Genomic DNA, 20,779 nt, shown 5'->3' on the forward strand with positions numbered 1-20,779 from the left:
TTTAACTTATTATCTACCTTTCAATCGTGGGTCAAATGCGTCGCGCAAACCGTCGGCGGCGAGGTACACACACAGAATGGTAATGAATATAGCCACAGAAGGTAGATATACCATCCAAGGCGCTGAAGTAAAATAAAGTTGCGAGTCGGTCAGCATATTGCCCCAGCTAGGAATAGGTACGCTAATACCAAAGCCCAAATAGCTCAAACCGGCTTCACTCAACATTGCGCCTACCACATCAAAACCAGCTTGCACCAGCATCAATGAAACCACATTCGGCAAGATATGCACTAATATAATCCGGAAATTATTTGCCCCAACCACTCTTGCGGCATCCACATAATCCAAGTTGCGTAAGCTAAGCACCGAACCACGTACAATACGGGTAGCTCCTACCCAACTTATAACCCCGATGATAAACGAGAGGCTGATTACGTCCGGCTTCCATATCAAAGATAAGATTATCAAAAGGAACAGACTTGGAATATTCAGAATGATTTGAACCAGCGCATTTACTAGGTCATCAATAATTCCACCAAAGAAACCTGCCAGCAAGCCCAAGGTTGTTCCCATAAAGATAGAAATAAAGGCAGTCAGAAAGCCTACACTTAAAGAAACTTGCCCGCCATAGATTAAGCGCATCGCCATGTCTCGCCCTAATTCATCAGTACCAAGCGAATGTCCGGCGGTACCGGGTGGGACAGGCGGTTGAAAGCCTTGGGCAAGCAAGTCGAAGTCAATTGTATCGCGCTTTTGATGCAAAATATTATCGGCAATCAAAGGAGCGCTAAAACTGATAATAGTTATAATTACAAAGATTACCAGAGCAATTACACTGAGCGGGTCGCGGAAAAACCGTGAGAAGGAGGCGGCAAAAAACCCTTGCGAATCCAACCTGCGGCGCTTTTGCAAGGCTAGATTCGGCGGTGTTTCACTAAGTTTGCTTGTTGTGGTTTGGCTCATAATACTTTTCTATATACGTGATTAATGGTTATTCATACCTAACGCGCGGATCAACCAGACCATAGCCTAAATCGGCTAGGAATATACCTATAATAGTTGCAACACTGGCAATAAAGGTTATACCCAACATAACAGGCATATCGCGTCCGGTCGTAGCTTGATAAAATAAACGCCCCATTCCGGGCCAGTTAAAAATCGTTTCGGTAATAATTGCGCCGCTGAAAAGACTGGGCAAGAAATACCCCAATAAAGTTACTACTGGCACCAAAGAGTTGCGGAACACGTGCCAGCGGTCAACTTTCTTGGCTTCCAGACCTTTGGCGTTAGCGGTTCGGACGTAATCTTGGTTTAGTACCTCCAGCGTTTCCGAGCGCACAAAGCGCGTGAAGCTAATCAAAAATCCAACGGAAAGCAAGGCAGACGGAATCATCAGATGGAGGAACCAAGCCCCTACACTATCTTTACCTTCACCCTGCGGGAACCAGCGAATAGTATTAGCCGCAATTAGGATGAACATTAGTGAGAGAAACCACACCGGCATACAACTTCCAACCACAGTGATGACTCTAATTAAATTATCACTCATTTTACCACGATGCTTGGCGGCATAAACGCCCAAAGGAATACCTAGCATACCGATTACATAGCTGAAAAAGCCCAGTTGCATGGTAGGCCAAATGCGCTCACCGATTACCTGCATAGCCGGTCTGGGGTTGGTATAAGACCTGCCGAAATCCAGCGTGGCAACCCGCCCCATCCAGATAAAGTATTGCTCATACAGGGGTTTATTTAAACCATAAGATTCTCGGATATTGGCACGTTGTTCTGCCGTGATTTTTGGGTTCTGAGCCAAAATTAACTCAGGACCACCGGGCGCAGTTGCCACTAATAGCCAAGTCAGGCTCATAACTGCCCAGAGTAACAAAACTGATTGGAGAAGTCTTCGGATTATAAATCGGCGCATACTTATTTGCTTCTATTCTACTTAGCCAAGTATTAGTTTTAACTCTTTACGAATTTTACAAACAATTAAATTATTCCACTTTGATTTTATTGTATTTATAAACCCCACTGGTCTAACCCTTTCGGGAAAGACCAGTAGTAAGTTTTTGATACAAGGGCGTTAAACAGCAAACCCTTGTATCAAACCAATTTTAGCTCTGGAAGTACCAGCGCAATGACGAGGGCAGAGAAGTTTCATCTTCCCACGCATAGGTGCTATTGCTAAAGGGTAAGTAACCGGTTACCTTCTTGGCAAAAGCATTCGGGCTAGGCAAAGTCCACAGGAACGAGATCGGTACATCGTCATTCAAGATTTTCTGAATCTGATCGTAGATAACCTTGCGCTTCGCAGTGTCGGGTTCGACAATACCCTGTTTGAACAGATCATCCACAGTCTTGTTGGAATAGCCGGAATTGTTCTGAGTAGAATCGGATGTGATGCTAGTGCGGAACGAGTCCGGGTCAGGATAGCCACCACCAGCGGCGGATAGAGAAATATCCCAATCTTTGGTCTTGGTTAATTGCTGCAAATAGGCATTGAATTCCTTGCCGTCAACTTTGATATCAATACCCAATTGCGCTAACTGCTGTTGCAGGTAAGTGGCAATCAATTTGCGAGGGTTAGAGCTGGTTGGGAAGATTACGGTCAGAGAAATCTGCTTGCCATCTTTACCCAACAACTTGCCGCCATCCAGTTTGTAACCGGCATCTGCCAGCAACTTCTTGGAGGTGTCAAGGCTGTACTTGTAGTCGTTTAGGCTCTTGTTATAGAACGGGTCATTGGGTAAAATCCAACTTGCTACGGCGGTGCCCAAGCCATTCTCGGCAACCTTGCGGAGGTTGTCCTTATCCAACGCGAAAACTATCGCTTGGCGGAAGGCTTTGTCATCCATCGGGGTATGCTTGGTATTGTACTCAATGTAGCGATAGCTGCTGTTAACAATCGGCCAGTCCACCTGAGCATCCAAGCTCGGGTCAGCCTTTGCTTGAGCATACTGCGCCGGGGGAATGTTCTCCGCCCAATCAACCTGCCCGGTCTTGACTGCTTCCAGCACGATCTGAGCAGAACCCGGTTTTATAGTAAATTGATCAAAGTTTGCCTTGCCACGATACCAGTTCGGGTTTGGTTTCAAAACCAGCGCCGCCTTGGGATCGAAGCTTGCAACCATATAAGGACCGGAGGTTACGGTCGGTTTGCTCATTTCGGGGTTTTTGGTCGGGTCGTACCAAGTTTTGCCATCCCACACCTTCTTGGGAACCGGAGTCACCAGAGTAGAATATGCTAATGCTAGACTACTTGGGTAAAGCTTATCCAATGTCTGGATAATAGTACCGGTGGCGCTATCGGTTTTGAAAGAAGTGGTGCGTTGCAGATCTTCAATACCTACATAGTCATTATCCGGATTAGCTTTATCGTTCTTGCTGGCATTATCATAAGCGAACTGATAGTCGTCCACAGTGATAGCCGAGCCATCGCTCCATTTCAGGTCACTGCGCAGGGTCCAAGTGAAAGTCTTGAAGTCAGAACTAACTTTCAGGTCCTTGGCAGCTTCAAGGTGCCATTTCAGGTCAACGTAGCTGAAAGAAGCCAGTGAACCGCCCCAGATAAAATGACCAATTTCCGACGAAGTGTCGGAGTTGGTGGCAGCGCTAGGATAGGGGTGCACATCAGAGGGCAACTCAGCCATAATAATTTCAGAGAAATTGCCACCCTTGGAGGCAGCCGGAGGAGTTACCTGTTTTACGGGACTCAAAACATAGTCGCTACCGGCAGCCGCAGTAGTAGCAGCGGCAGTAGTGGCGGCGGCAGTAGTAGCAGCGGCAGTAGTGGCAGCGGCAGTAGTGGCAGCGGCAGTGGTCGCAGCGGCAGTAGTGGCAGCAGCGGTGGTTGCAGCTTTGGTGGCAGCAGCTGTAGTAGCGGGTACTGGAGTAGCAGTGTTGTCACCGCAGGCTGCCAGCAGGCTGGTTACCACCATGAACAAAGCCACGGCTACATATAGCTTTTTGGGCTTCTGCATGAAATAGTCTCTCCTTCTGTTACGCATTCTCGGCAAACAAAGTAATCCACCGGGTTTGCGGTAAAATAAACTAGTAACGATTTGCAGGTTTTTGTATCAATTTACCTGCTTTTTGCCGAATTATAAGCGTTCGGCACAGCGAAGTGGGCATAAAACGCGAAGAGATTAGTGCATTATACATCAGAAATTTTTTTTAGCAAAGAATACGCGACCATAGTCTTAAACTTTCAAATAAAACTTTTGTTTGATAGGAATTATATTGGGATATTTCTAGCTCCCGGCATAGAGTCATACATGAATCTATAACTTCTCAAGTGTGGGTCATGGCAAGCTTTCCACACTTAAGAAGCTGCAGGGTATTGTAATGTACCGATTAAAGTTTAGCCGAAGTGACCTTGACAGCGCCACTGGCTACATCTTCTGCAAAATGACAAGCAGAAAAGTGACCGCCACCGATGTCGTGAAACTCCGGTTCTACCTCTCTACATATCTTTTGAGCCAGCGGGCAGCGCGTATGGAAACGGCAACCATCTGGGGGATTTACCGGGCTTGGTACATCTCCGGTCAGAATAATCCGATGTCGCTTCTTCTCTATCTTAGGGTCAGGAATTGGCACAGCCGACAAAAGTGCGACGGTGTAAGGGTGGGAAGGGCGATAATATAATTCATCGCGGTCTGACAATTCAACTATCTTGCCCAGATACATTACTGCTACCCGGTCGCTAATATGCCGCACTACCGAAAGGTCGTGCGCCACAATCAGATAGGTCAAGCCGTATTTGGCTTGTAAATCTTCCATCAAGTTCACAATTTGCGCCTGAATTGAAACATCCAGCGCCGAAACCGGCTCATCTGCCACAATAAAGCTTGGGTTGGCAGCAAGCGCACGTGCAATACCAATGCGCTGGCGTTGCCCACCGCTAAACTCGTGCGGGTAACGGTTGGTAAAATATTTGCTAAGACCCACCTGTTCCAAGAGTTGCTCGACTCTTTCCTGACGGGCTTTACCGCTTGCCAGCCCATGTATGATCAGCGGCTCACTGATAATATTGGATACAGTCATGCGGGGGTTAAGTGAAGCGTAAGGGTCTTGAAAAATCATGGTCATATTGCGGCGCATTTGCTTGAGATTTTTACCTTTGATAAGGGTAATATCCTCACCGTTAAAATACATTTGACCACTGGTAGGATTATTTAAACGCAAAATTGCGCGCCCGGTAGTGCTTTTTCCGCAACCCGATTCACCCACCAAGCCAAGCGTTTCGCCGCGCTTCACGTCAAAACTAACACCATCGACAGCGCGAACTGCTCCAACTTTATGCTGGAAAATAATACCCCGCGTGATTGGAAAGTGAACTTTCAGATTTCTAATACTCAATAAAATATCTGAATTGGGTGGAACACTTCCGGCATCAGCGCTACCATCGGCTTTTGACTTCACCGCTTTAGCCTCAATATTTAGTGACTTGTTACTGTTATCTTTATTTTTGTCTTCCATTATCAGGTTCCATATATCTGTGCTAGGATGCGGTGGCTTCCACCCTTACTGCATCACCCATTTTCACTTCCGCATGGCAAGCAATCAAATGCTGCTCGTAATCTTCGCCTTCAGCTACTTCCAACTTGCTGTTAGTATTTCCGGGGGTATAGATACCCAACTTGTTTATAGTATCGACTTTGCGTAATTCCGGCAATTGCTTTCCACAAACCTCCAGCGAGTATTCGCAGCGCGGCAAGAAGGGGCAACCGATACCCAAATCCAACAAATCGGGGGGCGAACCCTTGATCGGATGCAATTTATCTTTTCTGGATTCATCCAGCCGGGGTATAGATTTGAGCAATCCCATAGTATAGGGCATTCGAGGGTTATCAAACAGTTCTTCGGCTGTGGCAGTTTCTACAATATGACCACCGTACATAACATGGATGCGGTTGGACATACCAGCTACAACACCCATCGCATGGGTAATAATCATCACTGCTGTGCCGAATTCTTCTTTTAAATTGTTCAGTAGCTCAAGAATTTGTGCCTGAATAGTAACATCCAGTGCGGTGGTTGGCTCATCGGCTATTACCAATTTAGGGCGACAAGCCAACGCCATAGCGATCATCACACGCTGGCGCATACCGCCGGAAAAATGGTGTGGATAGCTTCTTATGCGCTCATCCGCATTTGGGATACCCACCATCTTGAGAAGATCAATACTTTCTTTGCGCGCTTGTTCTTTGGTAAGTCCGAGGTGCGTTATGAGGGGTTCGCTCAACTGCCGTCCAACTGTCAATACAGGGTTAAGGCTGGTCATAGGGTCTTGGAATATCATCGCAATATCCTTACCCCGCACTTTCCGAATTTCTCTATCGGAAAGCTTCAAGAGATCTCGCCCTTCAAATAAGATCTCACCACCGGCAATCCTACCGGGTGGGTTAGGTATGAGGCGCAGGATAGATAAAGCGGTAACACTTTTGCCTGAGCCACTCTCACCCACCACACCCAACGTTTCACCTTTATCTATCGTAAATGAAACATCATCAACCGCTTTTACCAATCCATCACGAGTAGTAAAGTAGGTTTTTAGATTTTTCACCTCAAGTAGTGGGGGCATTCTTGATTCACACTTTCTATGTAGCTTTTAAAATATTGCTAAAAACAGTAACATTTTAAGTGCGTAAAAGACGTATTATACTGACCTTTGAGAGGTTATTTAACGGTATAGATAACTTGGAAACTCAGACGTTTGGTTAAAATAGATTAACCTGATGGCAAGAATTCTCATCAGCCTGATAACCAATTCATTTTTCACGCATATCTAACGGGCAGAAGCATCACTGAAAGAACTTGGCTAGATTATACATTATTGATTATAACCACGCAAACATTCATGAAAATTGTATTAAAGTAGGAATATTGCCGTAAAAATACGATGTTTATTTCTGGTGGAATTGATGATAATCAAGGTTAATCATAGAAGTGCCGGTTTCTTCAAAATACTGGCGCATTTCTGATTTAAAAGGTTCGGGTATGCCTACTTCTTCCAGAGCCGCAAGCATATGGTTAACCCATGCATCTCGTATTTTCTCATCAATGAGGAAAGTCATATGGCGCATACGTAGCCGAGGATGACCACGCTCTATTATATAGCGGGAAGGTCCGCCGAAATATTGAGTAATAAATAGAAATTGCCACTTTTTGCCCGGTTCAAGGTCTTCAGGGAAAATTGGGCGCAGTAATGGGTCTTTTTCAACTCTGGCGTAGAAAGCATCCACCAGTTTTTTGAAAAGCTCGTCTCCACCTAAATGTTCATAAATTGTTGTTTGTTGTTCTTCCATATACATATATTTTACCTTTTGTAGCCTCAAAATGCAACTACTTTGTTCTTGCAAGTAGTTGCGGACATCCTACAATGCTAGGGAATTTTTGCGGTAAGTTAGAATGCTGTAATGGCGAAGCGTCCTACGTTTTTGATTTACCCGGAGAAAAGCGATAATGGGTAGTTAATCCCAAAATCAAAGGAGAGACAGATTGACGGGTAAGCGCAGGTTGCCTAAAATCTCAGGTGTGATTATACAGGTCGTTTGAACGAAAAAGGGTGCAGGGAAATCCCTGCCGGGGTTGCAAGGAGTGTCCCCTTGAACCCATCTCTCTTTTCCCCCTTGAGGGGGTTAGGGAGTGAGTAATTACTATTATTTTAGCATTGGAAATGAGATTAATTTTGGAAGGTGTTTTTAGCCATTTAAATAGTAGCCGATATTCAGAAATCGAACCAAAAGCGATTTACTCTCTTCCTGAATTGGCTTTTCCCACTGAGGGGGTAAGCTTTGAATATTCTGCTAAAAGCTTGAAGCGCCCCTATATCTATTTCAACATGGTCAGCAGCGTAGATGGACATGCCACTACTGGAGAGGATAGCGCGGAGGGGCTTGGTTCGGAAATGGACAGAACCTTGATGTACAAATTGCGGGCGGCTGCAGATGCGGTTTTATGCGGCGCTTCCACTTTCCGGCGTGACCCTTTTCTGCCGGTGGTCAAGGATTGGCTGGCGGAAGAGCGCGCAAGCTACTTTCCAGTTTCGCCCCAACCGCTAGGCTGTGTGTTAACCAGTGATGGGAACTTGCCGCAGGATAAAAAATTCTGGTGGGCGGGGCGCGATTCGCGGGTGGTTTTTTTAGGAGAAGGGGCTAAGTCGCTAAAATGGCTAGAAGAAAAGGCGCAGGTTTTCAGGATAGAGTTGGATTCAGAAGGAAAGCCTGATCTGGCAATAATGCTAGATATTTTATATTCCCAACTAGGGGTTAAACGCTTGTTGGTAGAGGGCGGACCGACCTTGAATTATGCCTTGTTATCACATAGGTTTGGTGACGAGTTTTTCCTGACCACCGCTCCTCAATTGCTAGGAGGTGGTAAGCTATCTATCATTAATGGGAAAGAAACTGGCTTCCCGGCGGCTCTAAAACTGGATTTGCTCTCAATCTATCGCAACCAGAGCGAGTTATTTCTACGATATAAAATACAGTACGGCTAGGTTAAATGCTATTTCTGATTGGAATGACCGGGAAAACGAGGTTCAAAATTGGGTGCTAATCTGTTAAAAGATGGGCTTAGACCGTTAGTGGTAGTGCCGGGTTTGCTAGGCACATGGCTGCCTGCTTCTGCTCCTCGCGGCAAAATTGATCCGGTTTCGCATATCTACGATAACCTGCTGGATATTCTTAAAGCGGTAGGCTATGTGCCCGGTGTTTCGCTCTTTGCCTTTCCCTACGACTGGCGACAGGACATGCGGTTATTAGGCACAGATTTGGGTGATTTTATAAAGACGATTCGAGAGTTAGGCGTAAGTGGCAAACTCACCAAACCAGCCAGTATGACTCGTCCGGGCGCAACAGACTCGGTGCTTTTTTCCTTATTCAAAGCCTCCTACAATGCACCAAAAATCGATTTTTCTAAAGTTGATCTTATAGCACATAGCATGGGAGGATTGGTAGCGCGTTCCTATCTACAAGAAGGACATTACGTCGGAGATGTGGCACGGTTGGTCACGATATCCACCCCACATAATGGCTTGATGGCAGCCTACTATGCGGCAATTGGCGGCGACAGCACCAAAATAGGAGTTCCGCCAGCTATTGCCACCAATATGATGGGCATTATCAAAGCAAGGGAATTGGGATATGTCAGAAGCATCCCTCTCATAATTCAGTTGTTGCATGGAAAATATCAGACCGATTTGTTCAAGATTTTCAACCAGCAAATGCCCGCCGTCCAACAATTGCTACCCACCGCTAAGGAACCGTACCTATACACTTTAGCAGACGGTCAAGAAGTTGCCTTCCCTTATGGGGGCAACCCTTCCAATACTTTCCTCGATGAGCTTAACGCTCCGCAAAGCCTGAAAAACCTAAATTCTCTCGAAGAAATCTGGTGTTTTGTAAGCGCCTCCTACCAGACCCGATTCCGGGCGCAAGTGCAGAACAATTACGCGCAAACCCAACCGCGCTGGCAATATGGCGAGCCTTTAACCGACCAACCGCTCCAAAACTTTGAACCCGGCGATACACTGGTAACTAATCGCTGTGGTCAATTACCTATTGAGGATGGCTCACTTTTGGCTAATAAATACCGGGTTGTGGAAGTAGATAAGCAAATCGGTAAACTATTAAATCATGTGGAAATAGTCTATGACCCGGTGGCGCTTCGCTACATTCTCGGTCAAATATTGCGGGATGAGTCTAATAACCCCCGTGTTATCGGCGCAGAAGTCTGGAACAAGCCTGCGATAGACTCGAATAAAGTCGATTATATGGGGCTGTTCTTTTAGAGCAAGCGGTTTGGAATTGGAAAAACGCCTGAGCAATGCCTCCAGAGAAATGATGCCGATATCGTGCTAACAACTCGTCTCTATGCAGATAGTCTTTTATTGTGGTTATTTTTGGCAAAAATATGTGTTACTAAATTTTGACCTCACAAACAGGCAGGATATATAATACGCGAGGTTTTAATAAAATCGTAGATATAAATTGAAAGATTTCCCGCATACCAACTTGGGCAAACCATTACAGAAGTATTTAAAATGGCAGTACGTTATAATATTTGCGTTTTTACTGACATTTTCTGTTTTTGTCTTGCTTTTTAGAGCAACCTACCTCCAAAATCCTCGTTTGGTTATTGATTTTAATAACGTTGACCAATCAGCCGAGCAATTAATTGCACTAAGTGGCGATAGTTTCTTTTCAGTTGAGAAAAATCCTAACCTTGGCAATTTTCACTGGACAAAACCTGAGTTCAGCCTGAATTATCAATATCTTGCTAGTGGCGATTACTTATTAAGCTTATGGCTAGTGCCACCAGAACGAGCTAAGCCGGAACCTTTGACAATCAAAGTAAACAATCAGCCCTTAACGACTCTAACTCCAGAAGTAGCAGGCAAATATGAAGTAATCATCCCGGCAGCTAATATCAAGGATAATAGCCTCAACATTCAATTTCAGATAACGCCTCTGGTAGTTAAAGGAGACCAGCGAGATCAACTAGGACTTGTTCTGACCCGTTTTGAACTGGAAAGGCTCTCTAGTAATTTCAACCTTCCGCCTAGAACCTTATTAATTTCGATAGGGTTTCTAGAACTTTTCTGGTTTCTGGTAATTATCGGCTTTTACCCACAGCTTTGGCGTTGGCAATTCTGGCTGGCAAATCTAATTGCCTTTATTCTTAGCGTGTTGCTATTACTTTTCCAGTTCAACACACAGCCTTTAAGCCTGCAAGTAAATCTGAACAATATACCGGATGACTTTGGTCGATTACTAATAATTGAATATTCTTTGCTGCTTTGCGTTTGGCTTGCCAATATGCTTTTGAAGTGGCTTGGGCGTAGAAAAGAGCAAAGAGTAACAATCGAAAACCAGAGCATAATTTCGTCCCTGTCAGGTTTGCGCTATATAGCGGCGTTGCTGGTGTTTTTCTATCACCTTCCGGTGAATAATGACATTGCACCTGAGCTTTACCATATCGTACGCAGTGGCTATATAGGGGTAAGCCTCTTTTATGTTCTCAGCGGTTTTATATTGTGCTACAACTACTTTCCTACGCTTGGGAAACGGCTGAAGGGGAATCTTTGGAATTTCTGGCTGGCGCGATTTGCCAGAGTTTATCCAATGTATTTACTTACTCTTTTATTAAGCCAGTTATTAAAAAACAGCTTGCAACAAGTTGACCCATGGGTATCACTAGCTCATCTGCTGGCGCTACAATCATATATTCCCGATAGTGCGCTGGTGCTTTATGTTTATAATGGTCCTTCTTGGAGTGTTAGTGTAGAGCTTTTCTTCTATGCTTTGTTCCCACTTTTATTATATCTAACAGTAAAATATTTACGCACAGCCGCACAGCTTATTCTTTTCGCTGCACTCATCTGGGTCACCCAAATAGTTTGGATAACTCTTTCGGCAGATTGGAGCAGTAATTTCAAGGATTTTATTTTCTATCGCTTTGGTCCGGGTAGGCTTTGTGAATTTCTAATCGGAATACTTATTGGTCGTCTTTTCTTACTATGCCGTGATAAGCCGATAGGAAAGTGGGAACAACGCCTAGTTTCAGTGGTGGTTTTTGCCGGAGTTATCGGCACAATTTATATAATGTCACTGGAAAAGACCGTATTAACCGCCTATCGCTATGGGATAATTTACGCCCCGGCATTTGCGATATTGATTTTCTGGCTGGCGAGATATAAAACACGTACTCGAAGCTTCCTTTCCGCACCTTCCCTAGTTTTGCTTGGAGAAGCAAGCTATAGCTTTTATTTATTGCAGGATTTAGTAATTCGCGCGCTTACCAATGACTACCGCAACTCGGCAGAAGGCATCTGGAACTATCTGCTCTTGGGAGGTTTAATTATTGCCAACAGTTCTGTCTCAATACTGGCTTTTCGCTGGTACGAAACGCCTGTGCGAATATGGCTTAGAAACAGATTTAAAAGGTGACAAATTTGAGCAGAAAAATCTCGCTAAACTAAGGGAACTTTAACCTACACTCAAACGTCTAATTATTGTGAATAAATAGACAGATATCTCTTGAATCTTACTATTTTCTACTAAGAATGACCTCTTTTCCCACACAAAGACGTGTTTCAAATCGGTTAAACAAATAAAAATTAGGGGGATGCGCTGTCCCGGCTATCTAATCCCAATTTAGGGGGTATTTTCTTTGCATGACGTAATTATCTGGTACAGCATTATTTCTTTAATAGGGTTTCTAACTTTTCCTATTGTATTCAGACTCTTTCCTCTTTTGCCGGATCGTGGTTATGCCTTTTCTCGACCACTAGGATTGCTTTTAGCCGGATTATTGGCGTGGTGGACGGGTTGTCTAGGTTTGATTCCATTTCTGCCGGGTTGGGTTTGGAGTGCAGTCGGTTTATTAGCCGCTATAAGCGGGGTAATACTGGCGCGTTCCCAAGTGCGTAGGGAAATAGTTAGTTGGCTTAAGCAAAGCTATAATCTTAAATATATAGCTCTAACCGAACTGGTTTCTGTAATTACTTTCGCTTTTATGCTAAACTTGCGCTCTTTCTTCCCCCAATTGAACCAATCAGAGAAGTTTTTCAATCTGGCTTTTATTAACGCCATTGCCACTTCTCCAGTTTTACCACCACCTGACCCATGGTTTGCCGGGCAAACTATGAACTATTATTACGGGGGTCATTATCTTGTAGGTTTCCTTTGTAAATTAACCGGAACCGGGGCAGCCACCGCCTACAATATAGCCATGGGCGTGGTTTACAGTTTTCTAGCGGTAGCCATTTTTGGATTGGTAGCTAATATGGTTGGGTTGGCGCGGAAAAAGGGCAAGGTTGCGCCGCTATCTGGATTGCTAGGAGTATTGTTCCTAACGGTTCTGGGAAACTTATATCCCCTCCGGCAAGTGCTAACCAGCGGGCTATTACCACTGGGTAACCCAAACTTCCCCCTAAAAGTGGATTGGCCCGCTAGCGCTCGAATGATCTATGACCCAATGCCGGGCGGTAGAATGCTGGATATTCTAACCGAATACCCGATTTATAGTTATCTTAACGGTGATTTGCACGGTCATCTGCTGGGCGCACCATATGTAATACTTGTGTTGGGCTTGATATTGCAACTTTTTGCCGCTCCCGGAAAATGGGTTGTATCAAAGTTATCGTGGCGCACTGTTCCTCGATATTTGGGATTCGGGATGCTGCTAGGATCGCTTTATTTTATCAATCTAGCCGATTTCCCAACCTATCTTGGGCTGACGTTAGTAGCAATAGTTGTGCTGGAGTTGCAAGCGAGGGATAAATGGTGGCACGCTCTTGGGCGTATCGGCGTACAAACTGCCGCGCTACTTTCTACCATCTATTTGATCTATATTTTTCAGTTTACTACCTTTAGCGGCATGCTCCGCGCGGAACCTATGACAGATGTGGCTAATATCCCGGTGGTCAATTTCTTGAGTCGTTATTTGGGATGGGTTTATTGGCACGGTACAAACTTGAGTGAATTTGTAGAGATGTTCGGTCTTTTCCTATTACCAATTGCTACTTTCTTGACAATTAAATATGTACGGTTGGTACACCAAGAAAAAACTCCAGCTTATAGGCTGATATTGGAACTAATTACCGCCCTTACTTTTTTCATAGCAGGTTGGATGGTTAATTTCGAGTTACTTGGACCGGGATTGATTTTAGTGTATGTATCAGTGCGTATATTCCGTTTAGAGTGGAAACATCAGGAGAAAGATAACAAAGCACTAGCGGCAACCATGGATCTTTTGGTGTTACTATTACTTTTTTCTGCCGGATTTATAACACTTTTTTGCGAAGTTTTATACGTTAGAGATATTTATTATAATCGTTTTAATACCGTCTTCAAGTATTGGTATCAGTTGTGGGTGCTTTATGGATTAGCCGGAGCATACAGCACTTGGTGGGTGTTAAGTTGGGTCAAGGTTAACTCGCGTATACCCACTATAAGTTTCCGCCCTGTTAGAGCTAAGTCACAACCTACCGGACTTAACTGGCTTGCCTTTAACCCCACAAACCGACTACAACAGGTGGTATCCGAAAACCCATTGTTAGACGAAAAAACCAGCCTATTTTCCAGTTTCAGCAATAGAGATACCGCTGTCCCGGCTGTTAGACAAAAGCTGAAAACCCTTAGCCTGACTTCAAAGAATCACTGGATATTTGGCTGGATTAGCTTGCTAATTTTATTAGCAATCGCAGCCTCAGCCGTTCCAATTCTGGCTTACTGGCAAACCACTAACGGCTATACAAACCGGATAGGAATGGATGGGGAAATCTGGTACTCCAATCAATTCCCGGCAGAATATAAAGCGATGGTTTGGTTACGCGATTATACCGCCAACCAAAGTGAGCGGCGCGGAGTAGTGCTGGAAGCCAATGGTATGAATTATAGTTGGGCAAACCGAATCAGTACTTATACCGGCTTACCCACAATTGTAGGTTGGCCCTTCCACGAGTTACAGTGGCGAGGTAACCTAAATGAGAAAGTTATCTGGGATAACTGGCTGGATATGAACCGGATTTATGAAACTACTGATGTTAACTATGCAATCGAATTGCTAAAACAACATAATGTGAGATACGTTTTTGTGGGACAAATTGAAAACGGGAGTGGTTCTTTCTATCCTGATGGGCATGATCCTAAAAGTTACTCTGCACAAGCGTTGGACAAGTTCGGCTCATTTATGAAAACCATTTATGCCGACCCTGCTAATAATGTATTTATCTATGCCTTTTAAGAGTACTGTTTAGATACTTGGGCCACGGGTGGCGCAAAAGTAAGAGCTATTGGGCTATCGGCAAGGTGAAACTGAAGGTAGCACCCTTGCCTGCTCCGGCAGACTCCGCCTGAATTGTACCGCCCATTTCTTCTACCAACGCTTTTGCAATGGTCAGACCGATACCAGAACCGCCCAACGCCCGACTCCGGGATTTATCCACTCGATAGAACCGCTCGAACAGGTGTGGCAGATTTTCGGGAGCAATGCCCACTCCATTATCCGTTACTCGGTATTCCACTTCATTTCCTTTGTGGCTTAGCGTAAGTTGTACCTTGCCGGGGGCAGGGGTGTAGCGCAAGGAGTTGGTCAGCAGATTGGTCAGCACTTGCACCGTCCGGTCGTGATCGGCTTTGATTGTGGGCAGCTTTTGAGATAGTTCGGTGGAAAACTCCAGCCCTTTCTCGGCATATTGGTGGGAGAGTCGCTCAATCGCTACCTGTGCAATTTCAAGCGGGTTTACCGAGGCTATATTGAGCGGTACTTGCCGAGCTTCCGCCCGCGATAGTTCCTGCAAATCGTCCACCAACCGCCGCAATCGTCCGGCTTCATCGTGGAGTTTCGCCCAAGTGCGTTCGTTCGATTCAATTACGCCGTCCAGTAACCCCTCTAAATAACCTTCCAGAGTGGCAACCGGGGTTCTAAGCTCGTGTGCTACATCTCCGATCAGTTCCATGCGGCGATGCTCAGTTTCCTCCAACGTTTCCGCCATCTGGTTAAAGTTATATGCCAATTCTCCAAGTTCGTCTTTGCTTTTGGTAACCACTCGTTCGCTGTACTTTCCGGCAGCAATTCGGCGACTGGCTTCTGACATTCGGCGTACCGGTCCCGTTATCCTACCCGTAACTACCAAACTGGTAATGACCGCCACCACCACTGCCACTATACCAGCCACCAGCAGCGCATCATTAATAGCGCCCTGAAAGGCATCCGCCACCGCTGGATCGAGCGCCCCCAACCCACGCTGAGCAGTGCCACGCCCCTGTCCCGGTATAGTGGTTCCGCCCCGATACTGGCGCATCCGCCCGGTAAATGAGTCGATTGCCACCTGATTTACTGCCACCAGCAAAGTCAGCGTGCCTAGCCCTATTACTATCAGGTAGGAAAGGAACAATTTGATGGATAATCTTCCAACCACAGGACGTTTGAATGTCGCGGCTTTCATTTTATGTCCCTAACTTCAAAACGATAACCCACTCCCCGCACTGTTTCAATATATTGTAGGCTGTCGGGTTCGGTTTCCAGCTTTTTTCGCAGGTTGGCAATATGCACATCCACCACATGGTCATCATAATATTCATCGCCCCACACCCTTTCCAGCAGTTGGACGCGAGTAAAGACCCGACCCGGATGTGCACTGAGAGTTACCAACAGGGCAAACTCGCGAGCAGTAAGTGAGATTACTTCTTCTTGTCGCCTAACCTCATGCCTCAATTCATCTATGACCAAATCTCCTAACTTGTGAGGGGGAGTAACTTCAGGCTGTGACAATCCAGCAGCGCCACTGCGGGGTCGCCTTAACATCGCCTTCACTCTGGCTACCAGTTCGCGCGGGCTGAAGGGTTTGGTAAGGTAGTCGTCTGCTCCTACCGATAGCCCCACTATTTTATCTATTTCTTCGGTTTTAGCGGTAAGAATTATGACATAGGCATCAGAGAACTGGCGAAGTTGGCGGCAAACCTCAATTCCATCTAAGCCCGGTAGCATCAAATCCAGCACCACCAAATCAGGGGGATTAGCACGCGCCAGTTCCAACGCTGCTAGTTCGTCAAAGGCGGTCAATACCTCATAGCCTTCCCGCAGCAAGTAACTTTGCACCAGTTCCACCAAGTTTGTCTCATCGTCCACCACCAGCACTTTGGTCATTATCTTCTTCTCTCAGCTTTGGTTATTATGATCTAACTACGGGTACTTTTATTATAGCTGAACTGAAATGAGAAAAGGCTGGCAACCTGTGGCTACCAGACCTTTCCTTACTATTTAATCCGTTCTATTTGTTGTAAAGTTCCAACTCTTTCAAGTGCATATTCAGCGAGGCGCTTTGCAATTGGGTAAAGACCCTAGTTAACTCCGGTTCGCTGACCTGTTTCAGCAAAGTGTCGTACAGCGCAGCATCGTCCTTTTCAAGCTGAATGGCGGCGTTAAAGGCTTCACTCAAGGTAGCTGGCGCAGTAACCTTACCCGCCCAACTATCCGCCGGAACTGCCAACCCATGGTTGGTGAACTGGCGAGCCAAGACTGTTACATGCTGGTTTTCCGAATTAACAATATTGGAAAAAGGTAGCACCTGACCGAATTTGGCTAGGATGGCTTGATAGGTAGCGCGAGCAAGGTATTCTTCCTGAATTGCCTGATTTAGCGCATTTACGCTTTGCTCACTTAGTACGGTAGCATAAGCGCCCGTACCTTGCTGACCCATTCCGTTCCGAGCGCCACCAGCGCCGCGCATCTGTCCCATTCCCTGATTCATTCCCATGCCTGTACCGGGTTGCATTCCATAACCGCCCCCGTTTTGCGCTCCCGGCGTGGTAGTACCAGTACCGTTACCCCTGCCGCCCGATCCGTAAGCTTGCGCATCGGACGGAACCACTGCAGCAAATAGCCCAACTAATAGGGCGACTATCAATCCCAATCCCATAAACCATTTCGCTTTCATTTTTAATCCTCTTTCTGATTTAACTTGCTTTTTTTATCTCTTTCGGGGTCATCCCCGTCCTTACAACTGTATTATGGCTGGGAAAGGTCAAGTAAACGGTGGCTTTTAGATCAAGAATTGGTCAAGAAAAGACCAACTCTTTATTTAAACTTACTTCATAGTTCCCATAATTATTCCTCAGAACGTGTTTTAAATGGAGAAGCTAGGGCTATGACAACACTAATAAAAAAAAGCCTGCCCCAGCAATTTGACCGAAGCAAAATGGCAAATCATTTACCGCCACCTTGTCCAATCGGGCGCAAACCAAAAAATGGTCAATCCCTTCAAGGGATTGACCATTTCATCGTAGCGACCAGCTAATGGAGCAGTAGCTCGTTATCCGGCTGCCGGGAACAAGCGGTTCATAGGTATAACCTGCTTGTTCTGGCTGGGGCTAGCCCAAGACAGTTTTGCTACTGCCCCACCAGTGTTCTCGAAATACTCCATACGGATGTAATATTTTTGTCCGGCGGTAAGCTGGATAGTCCCACTATTCTGAACAGAAGCGTGATTAGTCCAGTTATCTACCAGCAATTGTCCGTTTACCCACAGCCTCACCCCATCATCAGATTGAGTGTAGAAAGTGTATGTTTCGGAGAATTGCGGTAGAACCTGACCCGACCAGCGCACGGAAAATGTATCTGCCCCGAGGGAAGGGTCTGGTGAGCTACTACCCCAATTAAAGTTAACGGTTTTGTCAACACGGGTTAGCTTAAGGTTTGTAAAATCGATATTGTCGAAATACTCCCCTTTAAGACCTGTACCAACCGTCCCACCCACAGTTGGAACTGGAGTAGGCGTACTAGTCACAGGTGGGGTATTGCCAACCGCAATTGTCCCGACATCGTTAAAGCTGACTTGACCGCTCCAACCCGGTAAAAAGAGACCTACCTTAATTATACACTGTGCGGCAGCGTGACTTGAAGGTACGTTCCAAGTATCGGTATATGAGAGAGTCTGACCTGCGCTAAAATTTTGTGAGTCCCGGTAATTCTGGAAATCCTTAGTCCAGTTTACGTTATTGGAAGAGCAATATATTTCGGTATCTACCAACCACTTAGCAGCGCTACTCCCGGCTTTTACATTGGTAGTAATATTCACTGATTGACCAGGACTAACGGTCGTTTTAGAAGTAGTTACCGAAGTAGAGATACCTTGCCCACCCGTAGTAGGTGTAGCAGTTGCGGTTGGGATAGGTGTGTTAGTGATAGGAGTAGACGTAGCAGTTGCTACAGGCGCAGTGGCTGTAGGAGTTGCTGTAGCACTGGCAGTAGCGGTTGGTATTGCTGTAGCAGTTGCTGTAGGTGTAGGCGTTGAAATTACATTACCGCTCGTCAGAATAATAGCAGTAGTGGAATACGCCGGGAAAGTATAGTTCAGCGAAGAACCTGATACCGCCAGAGCCACCGGCTTAATACTGCTCATACTAGTGGCTACATTCATCATATTAACAGAAGTGCCATTGATTGTAGCCGGTGCGGTTAGGCTGGCTACGCTAATATCTGTCGGGTTGGCGCTTTTCATCTGGTACAAGCTACCGGAACCAGCGTTAAACCCAGTAGTATTTAGTGTAGTAGGTAGGTCATTTGCTGAAATATTGGTGACCATCAGCTTTAGCTTAGTAGTATCAGTAGAATCTCGCGAAGCCCATACAGATAAACGGGCATTGTCGTTGCTACTGGATTCCACCATCTGATCACCGAAATAATTGGCATACATCAAATAGGCATAGTAAGCAGGACGCGCATAAAGTTGGGTGGGATTAAGGCTATCATTCGGATAAATCATACCGTAACTCTGCGTGCCGTAACCTTCCCAACGAGTGGCAAAATTGGTGCCATTGTAAGCCATACGTCCCAATACATCCGTAGTCCACAGCGCGTTCAAGAAATTCCCGTTCATAGGATTATCAAAATTGCATGCGTCGAAGTTAAGCTCGGTAACCCCCTGTGGAATCGAGTCATGGGTAATCTCATTGATAACCCGTGGTGGCATCAAATCGGCTTCTATTCGGGAATAATTATTACGCCATACATTGGTAGCCAATCCACTATATTGATAAAGTTGTAAATCCGTAGCGCTACTGCTGTTACAAGCCTGATACCAATGATACGATAAAGCCTTAATCTTATTACCTTTTGGAGAAACCATTGTATAAGGCTTGGTGAGATATTGAGAAAGCGTGGTAATAGTATCATTGTAACCCAACCGTGTTGCTTCGTAGGGGGAAGCCGCAGCCGAAGCAGTAATGCTAATAGTTGGGTCAACACTCATCATTGCGTCGGTATATTGACCAAGCCGAGTGACATATTCGTCCGGGCTGGGAGTAGAATTTGCTAAATCCAACTCATTACCAATTTCCCAGTATTTGAATTTGTAATTATGCTCGACATTGGCGTATTTAACCATATCAGCCCACATAGTGGGGTTATTGGTAGAAACGTTTACTTCAATCAATACGTCCGCCCCGGTTGCCTGCGCCAATTTAGCTAGGCTGTCAATTTCACGGGGATTAAATTGGAACCAGTAAGGTCCGCTTGAAGCATTGGGCCAACCGGTATAGGGAGTCCGTTCGGCGCTACGATCCCAACCAAGAGTATTAGTCCAGTTACCACCACCATATCGGATAAGACCGACTTTAGCAGCCTTTAAAGCCTGAGCCAATCCTGTAACATCGCCCGGATAGGGTTTGCCCCAAGCATGTTCCCAATTGACCATATTTATCCCTAGCATCTTGCTGGAAAAGTCATGCTTTACTACTGAATTATTCACAGTTAGAACGTTGGAAGCAGGAGTTGCTGCTTGTGTCTCAGTAGTATTACTACTAAAAACATAGGCTATGAGTCCTATCATGATGCTACTTAGCATAAGGAACAAGCCAAAGACGACAAATCGTTTGTTTCTCATCGCGTTAAAATCCTTACTAGCTCCAAAACAGGCAGCTTTGAATAGTTAGAGTTCTCTTTTGAAGCTGTTGAATACTACACGCCGCTGACTACAAACCCAAAAAAAAGGCAACACAAATACAAGGCTGTTCGCCACTCAACTTTTTAAATCAAATACAGGAAGAGCATTGGCGAGAATTTTGGATAATGAGCCTGGCTAACGTATTTTAGAAATGTTAGTGCAGGATGTGATGTTAATATGATGTTGTGCTAGAACGTATTATTGTCACTTAGGTAATATGAGATTTCCTTTTACAAACTCTGTTGCCAGATATAAAAAGATTAAATATTGATAAAAATAATTACATAAATTGATACATAGTTATTTATATATATAGTGTAATTT

15 protein-coding genes are annotated in these 20,779 nt (G+C 45.3%); 5 read left to right on the forward strand and 10 right to left on the reverse strand.

Annotated elements, in window-relative coordinates; translation table 11 throughout:
• Window positions 1–9: 9 nt before the first annotated feature.
• The 6 genes from OZ401_RS09710 to OZ401_RS09735 all read right to left on the reverse strand — a co-directional run bounded on the left by OZ401_RS09710 (window position 10) and on the right by OZ401_RS09735 (window position 7,316).
• Window positions 10–963 carry an ABC transporter permease gene (locus OZ401_RS09710; RefSeq protein WP_341468029.1) on the reverse strand — a complete coding sequence of 318 codons (954 nt, stop codon included), beginning with the start codon at window positions 961–963 and terminating at the stop codon, window positions 10–12.
• Window positions 964–991: 28 nt separating this feature from the next.
• Window positions 992–1,927 carry an ABC transporter permease gene (locus OZ401_RS09715; RefSeq protein ID WP_341468030.1) on the reverse strand — a complete coding sequence of 312 codons (936 nt, stop codon included), beginning with the start codon at window positions 1,925–1,927 and terminating at the stop codon, window positions 992–994.
• 190 nt (window positions 1,928–2,117) lie between these two features.
• The gene (locus OZ401_RS09720) at window positions 2,118–3,983 is read right to left on the reverse strand and encodes an ABC transporter substrate-binding protein (RefSeq protein ID WP_341468031.1); all 1,866 of its coding nucleotides are present in this window, start codon (window positions 3,981–3,983) and stop codon (window positions 2,118–2,120) included.
• A 373-nt stretch (window positions 3,984–4,356) separates the two neighbouring features.
• Entirely contained in the window at window positions 4,357–5,481 is a 1,125-nt protein-coding gene (locus tag OZ401_RS09725; RefSeq protein ID WP_341468032.1) for an ABC transporter ATP-binding protein, read from the reverse strand.
• Between the two features lie 22 nt (window positions 5,482–5,503).
• Complete coding sequence (locus OZ401_RS09730) at window positions 5,504–6,586, reverse strand: ABC transporter ATP-binding protein (protein WP_341468033.1); 1,083 nt, start codon at window positions 6,584–6,586, stop codon at window positions 5,504–5,506.
• Window positions 6,587–6,908: 322 nt separating this feature from the next.
• Complete coding sequence (locus OZ401_RS09735) at window positions 6,909–7,316, reverse strand: globin domain-containing protein (RefSeq protein WP_341468034.1); 408 nt, start codon at window positions 7,314–7,316, stop codon at window positions 6,909–6,911.
• 365 nt (window positions 7,317–7,681) lie between these two features.
• On the opposite strand from OZ401_RS09735, the gene OZ401_RS09740 reads away from it, so the two are divergent.
• From OZ401_RS09740 to OZ401_RS09755, 4 genes are all read left to right on the forward strand, one after another.
• The gene (locus tag OZ401_RS09740; RefSeq protein WP_341468035.1) at window positions 7,682–8,503 is read left to right on the forward strand and encodes a RibD family protein; all 822 of its coding nucleotides are present in this window, start codon (window positions 7,682–7,684) and stop codon (window positions 8,501–8,503) included.
• A gap of 48 nt (window positions 8,504–8,551) precedes the next feature.
• Complete coding sequence (locus OZ401_RS09745; RefSeq protein ID WP_341468036.1) at window positions 8,552–9,796, forward strand: PGAP1-like alpha/beta domain-containing protein; 1,245 nt, start codon at window positions 8,552–8,554, stop codon at window positions 9,794–9,796.
• Window positions 9,797–10,136: 340 nt separating this feature from the next.
• Complete coding sequence (locus OZ401_RS09750) at window positions 10,137–11,954, forward strand: acyltransferase family protein (RefSeq protein WP_341468037.1); 1,818 nt, start codon at window positions 10,137–10,139, stop codon at window positions 11,952–11,954.
• A gap of 223 nt (window positions 11,955–12,177) precedes the next feature.
• On the forward strand, window positions 12,178–14,754 hold the full coding sequence (locus tag OZ401_RS09755) for a DUF2298 domain-containing protein (protein WP_341468038.1): 2,577 nt from the start codon (window positions 12,178–12,180) through the stop codon (window positions 14,752–14,754).
• A 46-nt stretch (window positions 14,755–14,800) separates the two neighbouring features.
• On the opposite strand, the gene OZ401_RS09760 is transcribed toward OZ401_RS09755, so the two are convergent.
• From OZ401_RS09760 to OZ401_RS09770, 3 genes are all read right to left on the reverse strand, one after another.
• Entirely contained in the window at window positions 14,801–15,958 is a 1,158-nt protein-coding gene (locus OZ401_RS09760; protein WP_341468039.1) for a sensor histidine kinase, read from the reverse strand.
• The gene (locus tag OZ401_RS09765) at window positions 15,955–16,659 is read right to left on the reverse strand and encodes a response regulator transcription factor (RefSeq protein ID WP_341468040.1); all 705 of its coding nucleotides are present in this window, start codon (window positions 16,657–16,659) and stop codon (window positions 15,955–15,957) included. The genes OZ401_RS09760 and OZ401_RS09765 overlap by 4 nt, the downstream gene beginning before the upstream one ends.
• A gap of 124 nt (window positions 16,660–16,783) precedes the next feature.
• The gene (locus OZ401_RS09770; protein ID WP_341468041.1) at window positions 16,784–17,449 is read right to left on the reverse strand and encodes a ferritin-like domain-containing protein; all 666 of its coding nucleotides are present in this window, start codon (window positions 17,447–17,449) and stop codon (window positions 16,784–16,786) included.
• Between the two features lie 210 nt (window positions 17,450–17,659).
• Here OZ401_RS09770 and OZ401_RS09775 point away from each other — a divergent pair, with 210 nt between their 5' ends.
• Window positions 17,660–17,809 (forward strand): hypothetical protein, encoded by a 150-nt coding sequence (locus OZ401_RS09775; protein ID WP_341468042.1) that lies wholly within the window; start codon window positions 17,660–17,662, stop codon window positions 17,807–17,809.
• Between the two features lie 15 nt (window positions 17,810–17,824).
• On the opposite strand, the gene OZ401_RS09780 is transcribed toward OZ401_RS09775, so the two are convergent.
• Entirely contained in the window at window positions 17,825–20,395 is a 2,571-nt protein-coding gene (locus OZ401_RS09780) for a PA14 domain-containing protein (RefSeq protein WP_341468043.1), read from the reverse strand.
• Window positions 20,396–20,779 lie beyond the last annotated feature (384 nt).

This window comes from Candidatus Chlorohelix allophototropha, from assembly GCF_030389965.1.
Classification (GTDB): Bacteria; Chloroflexota; Chloroflexia; order Chloroheliales; family Chloroheliaceae; genus Chlorohelix; species Chlorohelix allophototropha.